This is a genomic window from Sorangium sp. So ce1036 (assembly GCF_051369805.1).
Classification (GTDB): domain Bacteria; phylum Myxococcota_A; class Polyangia; order Polyangiales; family Polyangiaceae; genus Sorangium; species Sorangium cellulosum_F.
The window spans coordinates 2806958-2827580 of the sequence record NZ_JBBMOX010000001.1 but is presented as its reverse complement, the minus strand read 5'-3'; the positions used below and the strand labels follow the sequence as shown (position 1 = coordinate 2827580).

Here is a 20623-nt window from a genome sequence, read left to right as displayed (position 1 = left end):
GGAGGATTCGGCCCCACGACCATGCGCGTCCCGGTGCTCACGAGCCAGCTCGATTTCCCTCCGCCCGAGCGCGCGACCCCCGAGGGGATCGTGGCCGTGGGCGGCGAGGCGTCGCCCGAGCGGCTCCTCGCCGGCTACCGCAGGGGCATCTTCCCGTGGCCGCACGAGGGGCTGCCGCTGCTCTGGTTCTCTCCGGATCCGCGCTTCGTCCTGCCGCCGCGCGAGGCGCACGTCCCGCGCTCGCTGCGCAAGCGGATGCGGCGGGGTGAGCTCGAGGTGCGGACCGACACGGCGTTCGTCGAGGTCATGCGGGCCTGCAGCGAGGCGCCGCGGCCAGGGCAGGACGGCACGTGGATCACCGAGGAGCTCGTCGCCGGATACACCGCGCTGCACGCGGCCGGGGTGGCGCACAGCATCGAGAGCTGGTCGGACGGCGAGCTCGTCGGCGGGCTCTACGGCGTGTCGCTCGGGCGGATGTTCTTCGGCGAGTCGATGTTCGCGCGCGCCCCCGACGCGTCGAAGGTCGCGTTCGCGACGCTGCTCGGGAACCTCGTCGCCTGGGACTTCGCGCTGGTGGACTGCCAGGTGTACACGGACCACCTCGACCGCTTCGGCGCCGTGGAGTGGCCGCGGCGCGAGTTCCTCCGCGCGCTCGCGAAGGCGCTCGACGCGCCGACGAGGCTGGGGCCGTGGCGCTTCGATCTCGCGCCCGACCAGGCGGTCGAGCGGCTCATCTCGCGGTGACCGCGCGACGCCCGGCTCGTCCGAACCGCCCCTCGGCGCCCCGCCCGGGCCGGGACCTCGGCCCTACGAGCGCTCCCCGCCCGAGCCGTCCTTGATCTCGCGGAGAAGCTCCTCGATCCGCCGCTCGGCGTCCGGCCCCTCGTCGTAGAAGAAGCGCAGCGTCGGGACCACGCGCAGCCCCATCGTCCGGGCGACGTCCCTGCGCAGCCGGCCCGACGCGGCCTCGAGCCCCTTGAGCAGGGAGCGGCGCGACGCCGCGTCCTCCGCCCCGAACTCGTGCCGCACGTGGACCTTCGCGCTCTGCAGATCGTCCGTGAGCTCCACGCGCGAGACCAGCACGCCGGAGAGGCGCGGGTCGCGCAGCTCCCGCAGCAAGCTGGACAGGTCTTCCCGGAGCCGCTCGGCGACCCGGGTCGCCCGCTTCACCATGCCGCTCATTCGTCGTCCTCTGCGTCCTCGAGCCTGTCGTAGGTCGCTCCCAGATCCGGATCGTCACGCCCGAGCGCCTGCTCGATGCCGCCCTGCACCCCCGCCCCTCCCTCGCCGAACGGCACGATCTCCGTCGCCCGATCGGTGAGGACCGCGTGAGGCAGCGACCCGGCCATCGCGGCCACGTCCGCGAGGACCTTGTCGCACATCGCCGCCGAGTTCGAGACGACCGCGACGCCGAGCGTGGCCCGCCTCGGATCGTCGAGCACGCCGACCTCGGCGATCGACACGCGCATCCGGGCCTGCGCCCGCTCCTTCAAGGAGCGCACCACGCTGCGCTTGTCCTTGAGGGAGCGGGCCCCGACGATATCGAGGCGGAGGCGGAGGACGCCGACGAACATCGAGGCGCCTCAGAGCTTCGTCTTGACCTCTTCGATCTCGAAGCTCTCGATGATGTCGCGCTCCTTGATGTCCGAGTAGCCCTCGAGCGAGATGCCGCACTCGAACCCCTCGACCACCTCCTTCACGTCGTCCTTGAAGCGGCGCAGCCCCGAGAGGCGCCCCGTCCAGACCACGGCGTTGTCGCGGATCAGCCGGGCCTCGGCGGCGCGCTTGATCGAGCCGCTGATCGCCATGCAGCCCGCGACCGTGCCGGCCTTCGTGATCTTGAAGACCTGGCGCACCTCCGCGCGGCCGAGGACCTTCTCCACCTTCGTGGCAGGCAGGAGCCCCTCCATCGCGCTGCGGATGTCGTCGACGGCGTTGTAGATGATGTTGTAGAGCCGGATCTCGACGCCCTCGCTCTCGGCCAGCGCGCCCGCCTTGCCGGCAGGCCGGACGTTGAAGCCGGCGATGATCGCCTTCGATGCGACCGCCAGGTTGACGTCGCCCTCGGTGATGCCGCCGACGGCCCCGTTCACGATCGTGACCTTCACCTTCTCGGTCGAGAGCTTCGCCAGCGCGTGGGTGATCGCCTCGACCGAGCCCTGCACGTCCGCCTTGATGATCAGCTTGAGCTCGAGCTGATCGGCCTCCTGCAGGTTCTTCGTGATGGCCTCGAGCGAGACGCGCGAGTCCTGCGGGATCAGCGTCTTGGACGCCTTCTTCCGGCGGGTCTCGGCGATCTCCTCCGCGGTCTTCCCGTCCTTGACGGCGTGGACGGGATCGCCCGCGCTCGGCACCTCGTTCAGGCCGAGCACCTCGACGGGCGTCGCGGGGCCGGCCTCGGCGACGGAGCGCCCGAGCTCGTCGGTCATGGCCCTGACCTTGCCCCACGCGGCGCCGGCCAGGAGGATGTCGCCCGTGCGGAGCGTGCCGTCCTGGACCATGACGCGCGCGACCGGGCCGCGGCCGCGATCGAGCAGCGCCTCGATGACGGTGCCGCTCGCGCGCTTCTTCGGGTTGGCGCGGAGCTCCTGCACCTCGGCGAGGAGCAGGACCGACTCGAGGAGCTGGTCGATGCCCTGGCCCATCTTGGCCGACACGTGGCAGAAGATCGTCTCGCCGCCCCACTCCTCGGGCTGCAACCCGAGCGAGGCGAGATCGCGCTTGATCTTGTCCGGATCGGCGTTCGGCTTGTCGATCTTGTTCACGGCGACGAGGATCGGCACCTTCGCGGCCTGGGCGTGCGAGATCGCCTCCTTGGTCTGGGGCATCACGCCGTCGTCGGCGGCGACCACCAGGATCACGATGTCCGTGAGCGAGGCGCCGCGGGCGCGCATCGCCGTGAACGCCTCGTGGCCCGGCGTGTCGAGGAACGCGATCGTGCCGCGCGGCGTGTCGACGCGGTAGGCGCCGATGTGCTGCGTGATCCCGCCCGCCTCGCCCTCGGCGACCGTGGACTTCCTGATCCGGTCGAGCAGCGACGTCTTGCCGTGGTCGACGTGACCCATGACGGTGACGATCGGCGGACGGCTCTCGAGGTCCTCGTCGGTGTCGGTCCCGGCCTGCATGGCCGCGGTGAGCGTGTCCTGCTCGCTGACGGCCACGTCCTCGACGCTCCAGCCGAACTCGCTCGCGAGGATCTTCGCGGTGTCGGCGTCGAGCGTGCTGTTGATGTTCACGCCCGTCATGCCCATCGACAGGAGGCGCATGAGCACATCGGTCGCCTTGAGGCTCATCTTCGCGGCGAGCTGCTGGAGGCTGACCTGCTCCTCGATCTTGATGACCTTCTTGTGCGAGGCCATCTCCTGCGTGGAGACCTGGACGGGCTTGCGCGGGACACCGCCCCCGCCCCCCGGGCGCTGGCGGAAGCCCCCCGGACGCGTGTTCCGGCCGCCCATCGGCCGGCCCCCCGGGCCGAAACCGGGGCCGCCGGGCCGCGCTTGCTGCGCGCTGGCGCGCGGGTCGTACGTCGTACGCCGCGCCGGCGGTGTGCCGGTGCGGGCCGCAGGCATGGTGACACCAGGACGCCCCTGCCATACCTCGATGCCGGTCTTCGGCGGCGAGGACGGGCGGCGCGGCGGCTGCGCGGGCGCGGCCGCCGTCTCCTCCGGCTTGCCGGCAGACGGCGACGCGGGCGGCGGCGCCGGCCGCGACGGCGCGCGGGGACCGGCGCCCGCCGGCCCCGCAGCCTGCGCCGCCGGAGCGGTAGACGGCCGCTGAGGCACGGTTGGCGCAGACGTCGGCCGCGATGCAGCCTGCTGTGCCGGCGTGGGCGCGGCAGGCGCAGACGTCGGCCGCGATGCGGTCTGCTGCGCCGGCGTGGGTGCGGCCGCCGCAGCAGGCGCTGGCGCGCTGGCCGCCTTCGCCGGGGTGGGCGCAGTCGCGGCAGACGCAGGCGCAGCCGCGGGCGCAGCCGGCGCCGGAGGGGTGGGCGCAGCAGCCTGCGCCGGGGTGGGTGCGGGCGCGGCCGGCGCAGGCGCCGCAGGCGCAGGCGCGGCGGCGGCCGCCGCCGTGGGCTGCTCCGCCGCGGCAGGCGCTGGCGAGACGGGCTTCGCGTCGGTCGAGGCCGCCTTCGCCTCGGCCGGCGCCTGCGCGGGCGCCGCGGCGGGCGTGGGGGGCTCGGCCGCAGCGGCAGCGACGGCCGGCGGCGGCGCAGCCGGTGCGGGGGGCGCGGCGGCGGGGGCCGCGGGCGCCGGCGCGCTGGGCGCGGGCGCAGGCTCGCGCGGGCTCGCGGCGACCGGCGGCTCGGGGGCGGGCGCCGGGGGCGCTGCGACGGGAGCGGTGGGCGGCGGCGGAGCGGGGCGATGGGCCGGCGCTTCTTCCTGAGCAGCGCGCTCGGGCGGCGGAGGAACCGGAGCGGACACTGCCGAGGGTCGAGAGGGCGCCGGGGCGGGCGTCGGGGCGGCGGCGCGCGCGGGCGCCTCGGCCGGCTCGGGCCCGCGGCCCGGCGAAGAAGGCTCGGGCTCGGCCCCGGGCCGCGCGCGACGCTTCACGACCGTCGGGCGGATCCGCTCCTCCACCACCTCAGGCGACTTCTGCCGCTCGAGGTGCCGCTTGACCCGCTCGACGACGTCGGACTCGACGGCGCTCATGTGATTGCGCACGTCGCCTATACCCATGGACTGGAAGAGCGCGACCAGCGTCTTCTGGTCCATGTTGAGCTGCTTGGCGACCTCGTAGACCCGGACTTTGCTCATGCACCTCGCTCCACGTTAACCAATCCGCCTCACCCATCCGCGCGGGCGACGATTTGCGGCCACTCTGTCCACCGTCGGGGCGCGCCCGGGTTCCCCGGACTCCGCCCGCCTGCCCCCGACCGCGCCGCCTTCCCCGGTCTCCGGCGCAGTAGCAAGAAACCGACCGGCCCCGCCCCTGGATGCCGGCCGTTCCTCGCGGCTGCCAGGCGCGCCCTCCGGGCTGCCGGGTTGTTTCCCGGCCTCCTGGGGCGAAAGGCGAGCGCCGGGCTCGGGGTGCTCGGACGCCACCCCCGGTCTACCCGGCCGACGGCGATGCTCCGGGCCACCATGGCCTGGCGCTGTCTTCAGCGGTTCCGGGTTCCCGCCCTCTTCCGCGCGGGCGGGCGCATGGCGCGCCGGCCGCCCCCGCCGGCCGGGGCTGCCCCGCTCACCCGTCGCAGGATCCTCCCCCCGCTCGATGCGGGCGCAGGTGTCCACGACATGGACCGCGCTCGCGACGGCGGCCGCGATCGACGCCGAGGAGATGGCCATCACGGCCACGCCGCGTTCGCGCGGGCCGCCGGCGAGGGCGCCGAGCACCTGCTTGCTGCCCCAGGCGACGGCGCGCCCCTCCGCGATCGCCCGCCGGACCTCCGGCAGATCGGCACCCGCCGCGGCGTCACACGCGACCAGCACGAGCGAGGCCTCGCCCCGCGCGCACGCCCCCGCCACAGCGTCCGCGCCGATCGCCGCGCTCTGCGCGCGGACGGCGGCGCCGACGAGCCCCTGGATCCGGCGATCGGTCGCCTCACGGATCGCTCGCGCCAGCGAGACGACCGTGAGCGGCGCCGCGCCCTCCGGGGTCCCCTCGCCCGCACCCTCCGCGGAGGGGGCCGCGCCGTCGAGGCCCGCGCCGCCGAGGATCGTGTGGACGCGCCCCTTCGCCGCGCGGGCGAGGCCCCGGGCGACCGCGGCCGAGAGGCACTCCCGGCGCGGGTGCACGTGCGCGCCCCGCCCGAACCCGCCGTCGCCCGGATCGACCGCGATCACGCCGGAGGGGCCGAGGATGAGCCGGACGAGCGGGCGCGCGCCGCGGGCATCCGCGACGTCGACGCGCTCCCCGCAGCCGACGCACGTGCGCACCCGCCCCCTCTCCGAGGGGCCGCGCTCACCCGCGCCGTTCTGTCGACTCACCACCGATTCCATCCTCGATCCCCTCGGCATGCGCTAGGCGTGCCTCGCCTCCGCGGCGCGGCGAATGTCCGCCCGCGCTGCATCGAGCACCTTCTGCTCACTCTCAACGAAATCTCGCGCGCCCTGCTTGATCGCGCGCGCCTTCTTAATGCCGAGGCCCGTGCGGATCGCCAGCCGATCCTCGTCTTCTCGGAGCAAATCCTCCACGCTCCGGTACCCGGCCTCCTCGAGCAGCACCACGGTGCGCTCGCCGACGCCGCGGATGAACATCAGCCGCTCGCGATCGGTGAGCGGCTCGGTGCGCGAGCTCGCGGCGCGGATGCGCTCCTGCCGGAGCCGCTCCATGGTCGTGTCCGCCTGCGACTTGATCCGCTCGGCGGCCTCGGCGCCGCCGAGGCCCGGGATGGCGGCGAGCTCCTCGATCGAGGCCTCGCTCACCTCCTCGAGCGCGCGGAAGCCGAGCCGGTACATGGACTTCGCGATCTGCTCGGTCACCCCGTCGATCTGCTGGAGGGCGGAGATCGCCTCCTCCTCCATCTGCTTGAACTTGGTCTCGCTGATGATGTCGAGCTTCCAGTTCGTCAGCTGCGCGGCGAGCCGCACGTTCTGTCCCTTGCGCCCGATCGCGAGCGACAGCTTCTCGTCCGGGACCACGAGCTCCATGCGCCCGTCGGCCTCGTCGACGATGACCTTGTGCACCTCGGCCGGCTGGATGGCCGCGATGACGTACCGCGCCGGATCCCGGTCGAACGGCACGATGTCGATCTTCTCGCCACGGAGCTCCTGGACCACCGCCTGCACGCGCGACCCCTTCATGCCGACGCACGCGCCGACCGGATCGACGTCCGCGTCGCGGCTGGTCACCGCGATCTTCGAGCGGGCGCCCGGCTCGCGGGCGACCGACACGATCCGCACGATGCCCTCGTAGATCTCGGGCACCTCGGCCTCGAAGAGCTTCTCGACGAGCCGGGGATCGGAGCGGGAGAGGATGACCTGCGGGCCGCGCGCCTCCCGATCGATGTCCTTCACGTACGCGACGATGCGATCCCCCGGCCGGTACGTCTCGCGCGGGGTCTGCTCGCGGAACGTGAGCACGCCCTCGGTGCGGCCGATGTCGACGATGATGTTGTTGCCCTTCTCGAACCGCCGCACGATGCCGCGGATGAGCTCGCCCTTGCGGTCCTTGTACTCGTTGAAGATGAGATCGCGCTCGGCGTCGCGCACGCGCTGGAGCAGGACCTGCTTCGCCGTCTGGGCGGCGATGCGCCCGAACGTCGTGCGGCCGTGCTTGAGCTTCAGGATGTCGCCGTATTCCTTGTCCTGATCGCGCGCCTTCTCGGCGTCCTCGGGGCGCCAGAAGACCTGGAAGCCGAGCTCCTCGCCCAGGGTCGCGTCGAGCTTGAGCTTGTTCACGTCAGCGATGGAGATCTCGCGCTCCGGCTCCGTCACGGCCTCGACCACGGTCATGTACTGGAAGAGATCGACCTGACCGGTGTCCTCGTTGAAGCGCGCCTCGAGCTCGCGGGTGGGGCCGAAGACGCTCTGCGCGGCCTTCAAGATCGCGGCCTCGATCGTCTCGACAAGGATCTTCTTGTCGATCCCCTTCTCCTTCGCGACCTGATCGAGGATGCTGCCGAGGCTCGTCTCCGAGGTCGGCATCGCTGCCATCGTTGCCATGACGTCCCTGTCTCCTGATCTTTCTGCTCTCTACTTGCGCTTCTCGGAGCCGCGCTCGCTCCGCTCTGGAGCCGCCTCCGCGAGCCGCTTCGCCGGCCCTGGCCCCTTGGCGGCCTCCTTGCCCTGCCGCTGCCCCTTCCTGGGCTTGGGCTGCGACGTGAGCTCGAAGACGAGGCGCGCCTCCACCACATCGGTCAGCGGGACCTCGATCCGCTTGCCATCGACCAGGACGGCGACCTGCCCCTCCGGGGCCTCCAGGAGCTCGCCCCGGAGGAGCCGCTGGCCGTCCGGCGCCGGGCGAGACAGCTTCACCTTGGCCGTCCGGCCGCGGAAGCGGGCGAACTCGGCCGCCGTGCGCAGCCGCCGATCAAGGCCTGGAGAGCTGACCTCGAGGTTGTAATGATGGGCAATGAGGTCCTCCACGTCGAGGACCGAGGAGACGTCGCGCGAGACGTCCGCGCAGTCTTCCAGCGTGACGCCGCCGGCGACGTCCGCCGCGCCCTCGCGCTCGATCGTGATCCGCAAGGTCCAGCCCGCGCGCTCCGTGACCCACTCCAGATCGACGAGCACGACCCCGTGCGAGGCGAGCACCGGCACGACCGCGTCGCGGACGCGCCCCAGATCGAATGCGGCTCTGGTCGAAGACTCCATCGGTTGCTGCATCTGTCGGAAGGTCACCCTCGGCGAATCCGGGGACCCTCGGCGCCACGCGCCCCGAGCGGTGTTGCCCGGCGCCCCTGCGCCAAAAAAAAAGAGCCGATTCCCGAACTGGGAACCCGGCTCGCGGATCCGCCTAGTTGTCGGCGGACAACCTAGTCGAATGCTGACCTTCATGCAAGGGGGGATACGGGCAATCCGCCCCCACAGGGACGGGGATCTCCCCCGCCGGCGCGGTGCCGCAGCGCACCACCCCGGATGCTCCGCGAGGGCCCGTGAGCCCCGTCGCCGCCGGACGGCGGCCTGCCTTACGCCAGATTGGGCAGCGCGACGATATCCACGTGGAGAACCTCCTCGAACGCCGCGATTTCCTTGAGACAAGCCTCGCTCGGCCGCCCGGAGACCCGCATCTTCGTGCACGTGGCCGTGGCGCCATCGAAGACGGTGTTTGAAATCTCCTCGATGTTGATCCCGTGCCGTTTCATGACCATGAGCGTGTTCGCGAGGACACCGACCTTGTCCAGCATCCGGACGACGACCGCATAGCGAGCGGGCGAGGTCGCGCAGATGTTGACCACGTTGGGCACGTCCTCCTCGGTCATGAAGGAGCGGATGATCCGGGCCGTCTCCTGGGCGACGGCGCGCTGGGCCTGCTCGGTCTGGGCGCCCACGTGCGGCGTCCCGTAGACGATCCCTCGCCCGAGGATGCGCGCGTCGAACGCCCCCGAGGACTTGCCGGGATCGCCGGCGAACACGTCGAGGCCGACCCGCAGCCCCTTGCGGGGGATGAGCTCCTCGAGCGCGGCGTAGTCCAGCAGGTCGGGGCGCGCGGCGTTCACGACGATGGCGCCGTCGGGGAGCGCCTCCAGCACGCGCCGGCTGACGATGCCGCGCGTCTGCGGGGTGGACGTCAGGTGGATGGTGAAGATGTCCGAGCGGGCCGCCAGCTCCTCCAGCGTCCGGGCGTGGCCGACGTCCAGCTTGGCGGCGCGGCCCGGCGTCAGCGAGCGCGACCAGGCGTGGGGCACGAGGCCGAACGCCCGGGCGCGCAGCAGCACCTCGCGGCCGATCGCGCCGAGCCCCGCGATCCCGATGCGCCGCCCGTACAGGCCGCGGGCCACCGAGTACTTCGCCTTCTCCCAGCGGCCGGCCTGGAGATCGACCGTCGCGTCGACCAGCCGTCGATCGAGCGCGAGGATGAACGCCATCGTGAGCTCGGCGACCGCCGTCGCGTTCTTGCCGGGACAGTTCGCCACGTAGACGCCGCGCGCGCTCGCCGCCGCGACGTCGATCGTGCTCACTCCGACGCCCGCCCGGACGATCAGGTTGAGCTGCCGTCCAGCCTCGATCGCCGTCGCCGTGACCTCCGTGGAGCGGACGACCAGGATCCCGACGCCGTCCAGGGCCGCCGGCAGCGTGTCCCTGGTAAGCTCCGGCCGGGACTCGATCTCGATCCCGAGCACCTTGAGCTCTTCCAGGGCCGAGAGATCCAACTTGTCGGCAACTAGCAGGCGCATGCGAGCGGGAACGGTAACAGAAAAGCTCGCGCTGACGATGGGCGTTCTGGCCCTCTCCTGCGCCAGCGATCATCAGGTCTCTCCCTGGGGCGCCGCGCGCAGGCCGACCCTCGGCGCGTACGTCGCGCCGGCCGATCTCGACGCTCAGCTACGCGCCATCGACCTCGAGGTGGCCGAGCTCGGGCTGTCGCTCGACGTCGAGCTCCGCGGCGCGCTCCCGCGCGGCCGCGGCGAGGTGGTGGTGCGCGGTTACAGCGGGACAGACGCGCTCGGGCGCCGCACGTCGGCGGTCCGCGTGGCCACGCCGCGCGGGGTGGTCATGGCGGCCGGGCCTCTCGAGGGCGCGCGCGCGGACCGCCGTCAGGCGACCCAGCTCGTGCCGTCGCTCCTTCCAGGATCCGAGGCGGACCCCGCGCACGACGAGCTCGGCGTGTTCCGCTCCGGCACCGATCTCAACCGCGACGACGCCCCGGACGTCGTGCTCAGGAACGAGGCCGGCGAGCTGGAGATCTGGGCCGTGCACCCGCTCGGCGCGGCGCGGTACGCCGTGGAGATCGCCACGCCCCCGCGGTTCGCGCTCGACGTCGACCGCGACGGGTTGCTGGAGCTCGCCGGCCGGGTGCGCGTCCCCGAGCGCGATCCCATCGGTCCGGATCTCCTCGACGTCGCGTCCTTCGAGGGCGGTCGCTACACGCACCGGGGCGACGCCGCGCGCGCGTTTCACGCGGCGCGCGCGGGCGAGGCCGCCGGCCCGGGCAAGCCGCCGGCGCGCTCGAAAGACGACGGCAAGCCGCCGGCGCCCCCGAAGGACGACGGCAGGCCGCCGGCGCCCCCGAAGGACGACGGCAGGCCGCCGGCGCCCCCGGAGGACGACGCCACGCGCCTGCGGCGCGCGCTGGAGCGGGCGTGGCACGCGCGGCTCGCGGGCAGGCCGGCGGAGGACACGCTCGCGGCGCTCGACCGCGAGCAGGTGCCGCCCGCGCTCCGCGAGGCGTTCGCGGCCCACCGCGCGCGGGTGGCGGGGGTGGCGCCGGCGAGGCCGACGGGCGCGGCGACGAGCGACGGCCCGCGCGGGCCCGGCGGCGCGCCTACTCGTCCGCCGGCAGCATCGGGAACGCCTGATTGAACGTGACGACGATGTCGCCCGGGAGAGAGTCGGCCTCCCTGTGGCCGCGCGTGAGCGGGATGCCCCAGTCGGCGCGCATGACGACGCGGTTGAGCTGCGGGAAGAGGAACCGGATCCCGAAGCCGGCCGACTGCTTGAGGCGCAGGTCGTCGAAGCCGTCGAACGCGTCGCCCACGTCGAAGAACGCCGCGCCCGCGAGCTGGCACGACCAGACCTCGAGCGGGCGGGTCCTGAGCTCCAGGTTCGCGGAGAGCACGTCCTCGCCGAGGAACGCCCCCGTCGGATAGCCGCGCAGGCGCGTGTCGCCGCCGAGCTGCGATCTGCGGTTGAGGTGGTTCCTGTAGCGATCGAGGAGCCGCGCGTCGAACACCAGCCGCCCGACGCCGAAGCTCGGCGTGTGCACGCGCGCACGCACCTCGAGCGAGGCGTCGGCGATCCGCGACGGCTCGAGCTCCGTGACGCTCTCGACCACCGCGCGCGCGAGGCCGTCGCCGAGCGGGACGGTGTACGCGGCCGCGGCGGAGATCCCGAGGAAGCTCCGGGTCGAATTGAGCGCGGTCGTGACCGGGTACACGAGGATCGAGAGATCGTGCCCCAGCCGGTAGTCCTCCTGCAGCGCGAGCGTGTTGAAGTCGAGCACGCGCAGGAAGCGGGTCGAGTACGTGGCGTACCTGAGCGTCGGCGCGACGCGGGTGTCGCTCACCGGCATCTCGCGCCGCTCGAACTCGGCGACCGCGGCCGGCGCGAGGCCGGACCGGTCGTCGAAGCGGTAGAACCTGCGGCTCGCCTCGACGCCCACCGAGAGGTCGTGCTTCACGCCCGGGGACCGCGCCGCGCCGCCGCCGAAGCTGCGCGTGACGACGTACCTGCCGACCAGGAGATCGCTCCGGTAGCTGTACGGGATGCCGTCGCGCTCCGGCGTCGCCTCGGCGTCGAAGCGGGCCAGCTCCGCGCCGACGAAGCGGCGGGTCACCTCGTCGCGCCAGCTGATCTCGGCCTCCCAGGCCCACTCCGCCGACGAGGCGTAGAGCGGCTGCCCGTAGAGGAACGCGCCGCTCGAGCCCTCGAGCTCCCCGGTCTCCCGGCCGAAGATCGCGTTGAGGTCCGTCTTGAGCCGCACGTGGCTGCCGCCGATGCGCGGCATCGCGTACGCGACGCCGAGCGAGAGCGCCCCGGGATCGAGCGCGAGCTGCGCGGCGACGGCGTGGTGGACGCCGAGCAGGTTCTGCTCGCTGGGCTGCAGGAACAGGTACTCGAGCTGCCCGCCGGCGAAGCGGTAGTCCGTGTTGAGGCGCAGGCTCCAGACGTCCTTGGTGGCGACGACGACCCGCACCCGGCCCGGGGCGCTGCCCCGCGCGGCGAGGACGAGCACGAGCGAGAGCTGGCTCAGGTCGCGCAGGTTCCGCGCCGACTCGTCGGCGAGCGCCTGCTCGTACGGGCGCCCGACGGCGAGCAGCACCTCGCGCCGGATGACGTACGGCCGCGAGAGCGCGTGGAACCAGTTCAGGAAGCGCGGCGCCGGGTCGCGATCCTCGATCACCTCGAGCGGGACCACGTCGATCGCCTCGACGATCTTGCCCTCGGGGGCAGGCTCGAGGGTCGCGCCGAGGCGCGCGAGCGCGCGCTCGATCGTGTCGCGCTCGTAGCTCGAGTAGCCCTCGAGCCGAGGGGCCTCGGGGGGCGCCGCCGGCGCGCGCGGCTCGGCGCGCGACGCGGTCGCGGACGTCGCGCCGGCGGCCAGGAGCGCGAAGCGCATCACCGCGATCGACGCGCCACGCACGATCCGCTCGCCTCAGAAGGAGTCGCCGTCGCTGGGAGGGTACGTCGCCATGACGTTGATCTTGTACTTCACGTACTGGTGCGGGATCGCCGCCCAGTCGGGCTTCGGCATCGCCCGCTTCACGCACCGGATCAGCTCCCTCGTCCTCGTGCGCTTCACCGTCGTCGACTTGCCCGCGTAGAGGTTGGTGCGCTTGCGCCGGAAGTCCATGTCGAGGACGAAGCTCACCGTGATGCTCGACTTGCCGGTGGGGGCGCACGGGACACTGTCGCGGATCGCGCGCGCGAGGGCGTCCTCGAAGAACGTGATGTGATCGCAGCGATCCGGCGGCGTCGTGCCCGGGCCGGGGTTCTGGCACCGGATCGTGGTGAACGGCGAGAGCGTGACGCGCTCGGGCTGCCCGGCGTCCGCGTCCGCGGGCACCCCGGCGTCCAGGGCGAGCGCGCCCGCGTCGACCGTGGCGGCGTCCGCGGACGGGATCGACTCGGGCTTGGGGCGGCGCCAGAGATAGAGCGGCACCGCCACCACGATGAGCCCCGCGACGAGCGCGATGATGATCTGGAGCCGCACGGGGCGCTCGCTGCCGCCGCGACCGAGGTAGCGGTACGGCGAGGGCTGAGACGGCGGGCTGGACGGGAACGGAGGCCGGCTGTTCATCAGACGCGTTCAGGGTCAATCGATGAGCGTCCGCGCCGGGCGCCCGGGCTCGCCTTTCACCAGCGTCGCGCCGAGCTCGAGCGTCTCGGGGAGCATCCCCTGAACCTGCGCGACCACCTGCTCCACCACGTGGCGAGCCTCGTCGATGCTCGGCCCGACGATGGAGACCACGAACTTGAGCGGCCCCGTCCGGCCCGCGACCGCGGGCGTGAGGCTGAGCAGCAGCATCTCGGTCAGATCGATCACCCGCTGCGCCGCCTTCCGCAGGGCGAGCATCTCCAGGATGGTCGGGCGCTCGCTGACCTGGCGGTTCGGCCCGCGCAGCTCGTAGCGCGCGACCTGCATCGGCACCTCGGCCCAGTCGGCGAACAGGCCGTCCTCGTCGATCGCCTTCATCAGGTGCTCGCGCACGAGCAGGCCGGTGAGGCCGTCGCGCTTCGCGAGGTACTGCCGCGCGCGCCGGTGCTGCGGCGAGTCCGGACCGAACGTCACGAGCTTCATCCGGCACTCGCCGACCTGCACCTCGCCGCCGTGCAGCAGCGAGACCTGCGCCTTGCGCTCGTAGTTGAAGTCCGCGTACGTGCCGTTCGTGCTGCCCTGGTCCTCGATGAGCCACGAGCCGGTCTGCCACTTCAGGATCGCGTGCGCCCCCGAGACCGTCGCCTCGGGCACGCACAGGCTCTGATCGCTGCGCCGGCCGAGCGCCAGCTTCGTGTCGTGCAGCGGGAGCAGCGTGCCCACGATCTCGGGCGCGTTCGTCGCGTACGTCACGAGCAGCGACTGCGCCCCCGGCGTGAAGTTCAGCTTCAGCGCGCCGCCCGGCGGCGGGCCCGGGTCGAGCCGCTCGCGCGGCAGCTGGATCGGGCTCGTCGTGAGCTGCGACGGGTTGAAGAAGCGCATGTGCCGCGCCTGCGGCCGCATCGACGGGTCCTCGTTGAGGCCGCGGAAGATCTGCCTCACCTCGTCGATCGACAGGCCCGCCGGCACGTCGAACATGATCTGCTGCTTCATCGTCTTGAGCCGCGGCTTGTAGCCGGGCTCGGGGACGCGGCAGGTCCACATCTCCCAGAGGGTCAGCGCCATCGCGTACACGTCGTCCTCGGGGCTCGCGCCGCCGTTGCGCAGCCGCTCGGGGGACATGTAGTTCGGCGTCCCGCCGTCGGGCGGCGCGCCCGGGCGGCGCGCCGAGGCGCGCGCGCGCTCCTGCGCGAAGCCGAAGTCGAGGATCACCGCGCGCCCCTCGGAGACCATCACGTTGCCGGGCTTCAGATCCCCGTGCACGAGGCCCTGCGCGTGGATCGCCGCGAGGCCGTTGCAGACCTCGCTCGCGATCTTGCGGAACTCGTCCGCCGAGTAGCCGCCCTGGGCCTTTCGCTTGCGGATGTGCGTGTGCAGCGTCTGCCCGGGGATCTGCTCCATCACGAGGATGGGGCCCCAGGGGCTCGGCGCGAGGTCGTGCACGCGGCAGACGTTCGGGTGGCCGACCGAGCGCGCGAGGAGGAGCTCCTGGCGAAGCGCCTCGTCGTCGCCGGGCATGCGCGACTCTTCGCGGACCACCTTGAGCGCCACGGTCTGCTGCGTCGAGCGATCGAAGGCTAGGAAGACCTCGCCCATGCCGCCCTTACCGAGGCTCTGACGGATATCGTAACGGTCGTTGATGACCGTTCCGGCAGTGATGGGAGGAGGGGGTGTCTTGGTCACGGCCCGCGGTGGATCAAAAAGGAGCGCGAACCGGCGCGTGCCCGACACCGGCTGCGGCGCACAGCGTCGTCCATCTCCACGTGGAGCGCAACGGTCGTTCTGGGGGACAGGCCGGACACAGCGCCATGCCAGCCCCCGCCCCGCTGGTTTGGGCCGATTTTGGGCCGAGATCGCTCCCCCGGACGCTCCCGCAGCCGGGACGCTTGACGAGGGCCGCCGATTTGTTTACGCGGCCCGGGCAGCCCGCCGGCCGGCGCGCGCCGGCGCCGTCGTCGCCTGGCATCGCGCGCGGCGCCGGGCCAGCGGGGCGGTGAAGCCGAGGAGCTCCTGAACGAGCGCGTTCCCCCGGAGGCGCAGGGAGCCCCCGTGCCCGACGGGCGCGCGACGGCGAAGCGGTGCGATGTCAACGGCTTCCTCTCGGCCTCCGCCCCAGGCGAATCGCCTGCTCCCTCTCAGCGCCTCGCCGGTCGGCGACCCCGCCACGGAGCCAGGCGGACTCTGCAGGTCCGGCCGCTGCGGCTCCGCCTGACAGGACGCGCGGTTCCCGGTTCCTGGACGACCTCTCCCGGTTCCTGGACGACCTCTCCCGGTTCCTGGACGACCTCTCCCGGTTCCTGGACGACCTCTCCCGGTTCCTGGACGACCTCTCCCGGTTCCTGGACGGCTTCCCTCGCTTCCTGGACGGCCTCTCCCGGTTCCTGGACGGCTTCCCCCGCTTCCTGGACGGCTTCCCCCGCTTCCTGATCCGGGTCGATGGCGCCGGCCCGGTCACCGCGGATCGCCGCGGCCACGTGTTCGCCGCACCCCACGCTGCGGCGCACAGCAGGCCGCACGCGATCCGTCCACAGGCCGCGCCTCGCCTGTTCGAGACTCCGCAGGACCGCCCCAAACGACCTCATCACGCGCGGTGGCTCACATCGATCACCGAAAAGCCATGTACGTTCCTGGATTGACGGTGTGATTGACACCTGCGCCAGGGCACCTGTGCCGCGGCCACCCTGGGAGTGGCCAACCGTCCAGACGGCAGCGCGCCGCACCGCGCTCCGCGCATTTCATCCATGTGTCACGGCACGGCAGATTGACACATCAGAGTCGCCTCAGTCACACTGCTCCCGAGGCGGCTCTTGTGTGTCCAATCTTCACCTCCTCCCGCTGCCCGAGGAGAGGCACAACATGCCTGATGGCCGACAGCGAGAGATGACCGGCGGCGCGAGGACCTCGAAGCCCGCCGCGGCGGACCCGCTGCTAGGGCGTGTCATCGACGGCCGCTTCAAGATTGTCAGCGTCATCGCGCGCGGCGGCATGGGGAAGGTCTACAGGGCCGAGCAGGCGCCGCTCGGCCGCATCTGCGCGCTCAAGGTGCTGAGCCCCAAATACGAGGGAGATCACGACCCCGAGTTCCACAGGCGCTTCTTCCTCGAGGCGTCGACCGCGGCGAAGCTCTCGCACCCGAACACGGTCACCGTGTTCGACTACGGCCAGAGCGACGACGATATCTATTACATCGCGATGGAGTACATCGAGGGGAAGACCCTCCACCGCGTGCTCCGCGAGGAAGGGCCGTTCTCCGAGGCGCGCACCGCGCACATCGCTCGCCAGATCGGCCGGTCGCTCCGCGAGGCGCACGGGCTCGGCGTCGTGCACCGCGATCTCAAGCCGGGCAATGTGCTGCTCGTCGATCACGAGGATGAGCACGATCACGTGAAGGTGCTCGACTTCGGGCTCGTCAAGGACACCGAGAGCGGTGAGGACCTGACGCAACGGGGCCTGTTCATGGGCTCACCGAAGTACATGGCGCCCGAGCAGATCACCGGCAGCGAGGTGTCCGCGCGCACCGATATCTACTCGCTCGGCGTGATGATGTACGAGATGCTCTCGGGCAAGGTGCCCTTCGACAAGGGCGCGAGCGTCGGGACGCTGATGTCGCATGTGAACGATCAGGTCCCGCCCATGCAGCGGCACAACCCGGCGCTCTCCATCTCGCAAACGATGGAGGCGATCGTCCTTCGATGCCTCGAGAAGGATCCGGCGCAGCGCTTCTCGTCGATGAACGAGCTCGTCGCCGCGCTCAAGCTCACCGGGGACGGCCCGGCCGCGCGCGAGCCGGGCGAGAGCCTGCCCACGCTCTCCGGTCTGGCGAGCTACCGCCCATCCATCCCTCCGCTCTCGACCACGAGCGACTTCCCGGGCGTCGCCGTGCCGGGCTCGTCGCCCCCCACGAGCGCCGCGGGCGCCTGCGCAGGCCCGCTCGCCACCGACACCGCGCTCCAGCCGCAGGCGGCGGCGCCGCTCTTCGTCGCGCCCACGATCACCGATTCCATGGGCGCCGATCCCACGAGGGCCGATCTCAGGACGTCGCGCCCGGCGCCGCCCCTGGAGGTGCTCTCCACGACCGCGACCGGCACGGGTCCGGGCCGGAAGCTCGCCCCGTGGGCGATCGCCGCGGTCCTCGCGACCGGGGTGGGCGCCGCCGCCGTCGCGGCGTCGCGCCCGCACGCCGCGCCGCCGACGAGCGCCGCGGCCTACGGCCCGAGCGCCGCGGCCGGCGGTCCGAGCGCGGCGGGGGGCCCGCGCGCCGCGGCCGGCGATCCGAGCGCGGCGAGCCCGCCGGCCGCCGGGACCGCCCCGGCCGGGGCCGCGCCGCACACGCTGCGCGTCGAGAGCGCGCCGCCCGGCGCGGCGGTCAGGGAGGGCAACCGGGAGCTCTGCGCCGAGACGCCGTGCGAGATCACCTGGCGAGGGGCGGCGGCCGCGCCCACGGCGGAGCACGATCTCGTCTTCGAGAAGAACGGGTTCAAGCCGGCGACGGTGCGCGTCTCGGGCGCCGAGGAGAAGGTGCGCGCGCGGCTCGATCCGGTCGTGATCCCGCCGGTGGGCGCCCCGAGCAAGCCCCGATCGAGCCCCTACAAGCCCGCTCCCTACAAGACCAATCCTTATTGATTCGGGGCGCGCCGCGCGTCGGCTACGCTGCTCGCCGTGCCCCGCCGGCCGCACCCCCTTCGCGCTCGCCGGAGGAGCGATCCGGGCGCTCCTTCGATGGTTGAGGCTGTTCGATGAGATCTGGGAAGCTCTTCGCCTGCGCCGTCCTCCTCGGCGCGATGACCGCCGCGCGCGGCGCGCTCGCCGACGCCCGCACCGAGGCGCGCCTCCACTTCAGGGCAGGCATGGAGCTCATCGCCCAGAAGCGGTTCGAGGAGGGCATCCGGCAGCTCCAGAAGGCCCACGAGATCCTCCCGCACCCGAACGTCGTCTTCAACATCGCCCGCGCGCACGCCGAGGCGGAGAACATCGAGCAGGCGATCGCCGCGTACCGCGAGTACCTCGCGAGCGATCCGCCGGACCGGGTGCAGGTCACGCGGTTCGTGGAGCACCTGGAGCAGCGCCTCGCGGCGCAGCGCGCCGCGGCGGCCCCCGAGGCGCAGCGGCCGGCCGCGCCCGAGCCGCAGCGGCCCGCGCCGCCCGAGCCCGCGCCGGGCGGCGGCGCCGGCGCCCCCACCGCCGCGCAGCCCGGCGCCGCCGAGGCCGCGGGGCCGGCGCCCGCGCCGCCGCGCGAGCGCGGGGCCGACGCCGCGAGGCTCGCCAGCGCGGCCCGCACCGAGGACGTCTATCAGGAGACCGTCGTCACCGCGTCGCGCGGCGCCCAGAGCCCCCTCGACTCGCCGAACTCGACGACCATCGTGACCCGCCAGGACATCCGGCTCTCCGGCATGACGCGCATCCCGGAGCTGCTCCGGCGCGTGGCGGGCATGGACGTCATGCAGATCACGGGCGGCGACGAGAACGTCTCGATGCGCGGCTTCAACAGCCGCCTCGCGAACAAGCTCCTCGTCCTCGTGAACGGCCGCACCATCAAGAACGACGTGCTCGGCTCGACCTTCTGGGAGGCGCTCTCGATCGACGTCGATCAGATCGAGCGCATCGAGGTGGTGCGCGGCCCGGGCTCGGCGCTGTACGGCGCGGACGCCTTCGCCGGCATCGTCAACATCATCACGATCGAGCCCGGCGCCGGCGAGAGCGGCTTCCGCGCCGGCTACGGCGACCACCAGCAGGGCTACGGCTCGGTGTGGGCGTCCGCGCGCGAGGGCGACTTCGCCTACCGCCTGTCGGCGGGCTACACCCGCTATCCCCGCTGGACGCGCGAGGTGGCCGACGATCGCATCGACCTGGAGAAGAGCGATCTGGATCAGGACCTCGGCGCGCAGAACGTCCGCGTCGACCTCCGCGCCTCGCAGCGGCTCGGCCCGGGCCGCGAGCTCGCGATCGGCGGCGGCTACGCCCGGAGCGAGCTCGACATCTACGGCATCGGGCCGTTCAACGACTACAACCTGGAGGTCGAGACCTCCGACGTCTCGATCGCGTACCTCAGCGACAACGTCAACGCGAGGACATACTACTCGCGCCTCGACGGGCGCTCGCAGCTCAACGCCGCGTACCTCGGGCACACCCTGTACGCGGGGCGGCCGCAGCAGCACATCGTGAACGCCGAGCTCGAGTTCGTGAAGACGCTCCGGGCGCCCGCGCCCGTCGTGCACGACTTCCACATCGGCCTCGGCTACCGGCTCAAGGCGACCGCGTGGAGCTACCTCGACGAGGGCATGCCGATCGAGCACCACGGCTCGGTGTTCCTCCAGGACTCGATGAGGCTCGGGGCGCACGTCACGCTGGTCGCCTCCGGGCGGCTCGACTACGTGCCTTACCTGGAGCGGCTCATCCCGTCGCCGCGCGGCTCCCTCATCATCAAGCCGACCGACCGCCAGGCGATCCGCCTCTCCGGCTCGACCGCCTTCCGCTCGCCCACGGCGCTCGAGGCGTACGTCGATCTGCCGATCCAGCTCGCGCTCCCCGGCCTGGAGCTCCTCTCGACCACGAGGTCGCCGGGGACGACCGACGTCCTCCTCGATCCCGAGCAGATCATCACCGCCGAGGCGAGTTACCTGAACCAGCAGAGCGACCACTTCGAGTTCGAGATCACGGCGTACTACAACCGCGTGAGCAACCTCGTCGTGCTGGCCGAGCCAGCGCCCATGACCCTGTCCGAGCGCGCCGCGGGGCTCGGCGGGCTGAACCCGGAGACGGGGCGCTACACGTCGGGGTTCGGCGGCTTCGAGAACCAGTGCGACATCTATCACGTCGTCGGCGGCGAGCTCGGCGGCCGCGTCTACCCCGTCGAGGGCCTCGACGTCTTCGCCAACTACGCGCTCAACCTCTCGCAGCAGCAGCGCCCCGACGGGTGCGGCGCCCTCGAGGACGAGCGCACCAGCCAGCACAAGGTGAACGCGGGCGTCCAGGTCCGCACCCCGGTCGGCGTCGACGGCGAGGTCACGCTCCACTACCAGTCCGGGCAAACGTGGACCGAGCAGGTCCCGACCGGGACGGTCATCGCCACCGGGCGCTACGCGCTGCCCGCGTACACGCTGCTCAACGCGCGCCTCGGCTACCGGTTCCTCGACAACCGCGCCGAGATCTCCGCGACCGTCTTCAACGCGCTCGACGGGCTCGGCGACGAGCCGCTCCAGATGCACCCGTTCGGCAACCGCATCGGCCGGCGCTTCATGGGATTCTTCCGGTACTCGCTCTAGGC

The 20623-nt window shown here is 72.6% G+C and carries 14 protein-coding genes; 4 read left to right on the top strand and 10 right to left on the bottom strand.

Translation table 11 applies throughout. From position 1 onward, the window contains the following. The first annotated feature begins 21 nt into the window (after positions 1-21). Positions 22-744, top strand: coding sequence for a leucyl/phenylalanyl-tRNA--protein transferase (aat, locus tag WMF31_RS10830; protein ID WP_436601854.1), 723 nt, complete (start codon positions 22-24; stop codon positions 742-744). 63 nt (positions 745-807) lie between these two features. Here aat and rbfA read toward each other — a convergent pair whose 3' ends face one another. The 7 genes from rbfA to WMF31_RS10795 form a co-directional block, all read right to left on the bottom strand. Further along, positions 808-1182, bottom strand: a complete 375-nt coding sequence (rbfA, locus tag WMF31_RS10825) for a 30S ribosome-binding factor RbfA (RefSeq protein WP_436601853.1) — start codon at positions 1180-1182, stop codon at positions 808-810. Continuing rightward, positions 1179-1574, bottom strand: coding sequence for a DUF503 domain-containing protein (locus WMF31_RS10820; RefSeq protein WP_129351161.1), 396 nt, complete (start codon positions 1572-1574; stop codon positions 1179-1181). The genes rbfA and WMF31_RS10820 overlap by 4 nt, the downstream gene beginning before the upstream one ends. 9 nt (positions 1575-1583) lie before the next feature. After that, positions 1584-4754 (bottom strand): translation initiation factor IF-2, encoded by a 3171-nt coding sequence (gene infB / locus WMF31_RS10815; protein WP_436601852.1) that lies wholly within the window; start codon positions 4752-4754, stop codon positions 1584-1586. 15 nt (positions 4755-4769) lie between these two features. Continuing rightward, positions 4770-5930 (bottom strand): DUF448 domain-containing protein, encoded by a 1161-nt coding sequence (locus WMF31_RS10810; protein ID WP_436601851.1) that lies wholly within the window; start codon positions 5928-5930, stop codon positions 4770-4772. 30 nt (positions 5931-5960) lie between these two features. Continuing rightward, positions 5961-7604 (bottom strand): transcription termination factor NusA, encoded by a 1644-nt coding sequence (gene nusA / locus WMF31_RS10805; RefSeq protein ID WP_129351166.1) that lies wholly within the window; start codon positions 7602-7604, stop codon positions 5961-5963. Between the two features lie 30 nt (positions 7605-7634). After that, the gene (gene rimP, locus WMF31_RS10800; protein WP_436601850.1) at positions 7635-8255 is read right to left on the bottom strand and encodes a ribosome maturation factor RimP; all 621 of its coding nucleotides are present in this window, start codon (positions 8253-8255) and stop codon (positions 7635-7637) included. 314 nt (positions 8256-8569) lie between these two features. Next, positions 8570-9778, bottom strand: a complete 1209-nt coding sequence (locus WMF31_RS10795) for an NAD(P)-dependent oxidoreductase (RefSeq protein ID WP_436601849.1) — start codon at positions 9776-9778, stop codon at positions 8570-8572. A gap of 37 nt (positions 9779-9815) precedes the next feature. On the opposite strand from WMF31_RS10795, the gene WMF31_RS10790 reads away from it, so the two are divergent. Continuing rightward, complete coding sequence (locus tag WMF31_RS10790; RefSeq protein ID WP_436601848.1) at positions 9816-10904, top strand: FG-GAP repeat domain-containing protein; 1089 nt, start codon at positions 9816-9818, stop codon at positions 10902-10904. Here the strand turns inward: WMF31_RS10790 and WMF31_RS10785 are convergent. From WMF31_RS10785 to WMF31_RS10775, 3 genes are read right to left on the bottom strand one after another with little or no spacing between them, the layout of a single operon-like run. After that, positions 10867-12684 carry a hypothetical protein gene (locus tag WMF31_RS10785; RefSeq protein ID WP_436601847.1) on the bottom strand — a complete coding sequence of 606 codons (1818 nt, stop codon included), beginning with the start codon at positions 12682-12684 and terminating at the stop codon, positions 10867-10869. The two genes, WMF31_RS10790 and WMF31_RS10785, sit on opposite strands and share 38 nt — an antisense overlap. A 12-nt stretch (positions 12685-12696) precedes the next feature. Next, positions 12697-13341 (bottom strand): hypothetical protein, encoded by a 645-nt coding sequence (locus WMF31_RS10780; RefSeq protein WP_436601846.1) that lies wholly within the window; start codon positions 13339-13341, stop codon positions 12697-12699. 15 nt (positions 13342-13356) lie between these two features. Continuing rightward, the gene (locus WMF31_RS10775) at positions 13357-15042 is read right to left on the bottom strand and encodes an FHA domain-containing serine/threonine-protein kinase (protein ID WP_129351178.1); all 1686 of its coding nucleotides are present in this window, start codon (positions 15040-15042) and stop codon (positions 13357-13359) included. 1173 nt (positions 15043-16215) lie between these two features. Here WMF31_RS10775 and WMF31_RS10770 point away from each other — a divergent pair. Together WMF31_RS10770 and WMF31_RS10765 are read left to right on the top strand one after the other, a co-directional pair. After that, a complete protein-coding gene (locus WMF31_RS10770; protein WP_436601845.1) occupies positions 16216-17982 on the top strand; it encodes a protein kinase domain-containing protein in 1767 nt (588 codons plus the stop codon). A 113-nt stretch (positions 17983-18095) separates the two neighbouring features. After that, entirely contained in the window at positions 18096-20621 is a 2526-nt protein-coding gene (locus WMF31_RS10765; RefSeq protein WP_436601844.1) for a TonB-dependent receptor domain-containing protein, read from the top strand. Positions 20622-20623: the final 2 nt, after the last annotated feature.

Coding starts and splice junctions, on each gene's coding strand:
- nusA (WP_129351166.1), bottom strand. CDS start 7,604: ATGGCAACGATGGCAGCGATGCCGACCTCGGAGACGAGCCTCGGCAGC.
- infB (WP_436601852.1), bottom strand. CDS start 4,754: ATGAGCAAAGTCCGGGTCTACGAGGTCGCCAAGCAGCTCAACATGGAC.
- rbfA (WP_436601853.1), bottom strand. CDS start 1,182: ATGAGCGGCATGGTGAAGCGGGCGACCCGGGTCGCCGAGCGGCTCCGG.
- rimP (WP_436601850.1), bottom strand. CDS start 8,255: ATGGAGTCTTCGACCAGAGCCGCATTCGATCTGGGGCGCGTCCGCGAC.
- WMF31_RS10820 (WP_129351161.1), bottom strand. CDS start 1,574: ATGTTCGTCGGCGTCCTCCGCCTCCGCCTCGATATCGTCGGGGCCCGC.
- aat (WP_436601854.1), top strand. CDS start 22: ATGCGCGTCCCGGTGCTCACGAGCCAGCTCGATTTCCCTCCGCCCGAG.
- WMF31_RS10790 (WP_436601848.1), top strand. CDS start 9,816: ATGGGCGTTCTGGCCCTCTCCTGCGCCAGCGATCATCAGGTCTCTCCC.
- WMF31_RS10765 (WP_436601844.1), top strand. CDS start 18,096: ATGAGATCTGGGAAGCTCTTCGCCTGCGCCGTCCTCCTCGGCGCGATG.
- WMF31_RS10795 (WP_436601849.1), bottom strand. CDS start 9,778: ATGCGCCTGCTAGTTGCCGACAAGTTGGATCTCTCGGCCCTGGAAGAG.
- WMF31_RS10780 (WP_436601846.1), bottom strand. CDS start 13,341: ATGAACAGCCGGCCTCCGTTCCCGTCCAGCCCGCCGTCTCAGCCCTCG.
- WMF31_RS10770 (WP_436601845.1), top strand. CDS start 16,216: ATGCCTGATGGCCGACAGCGAGAGATGACCGGCGGCGCGAGGACCTCG.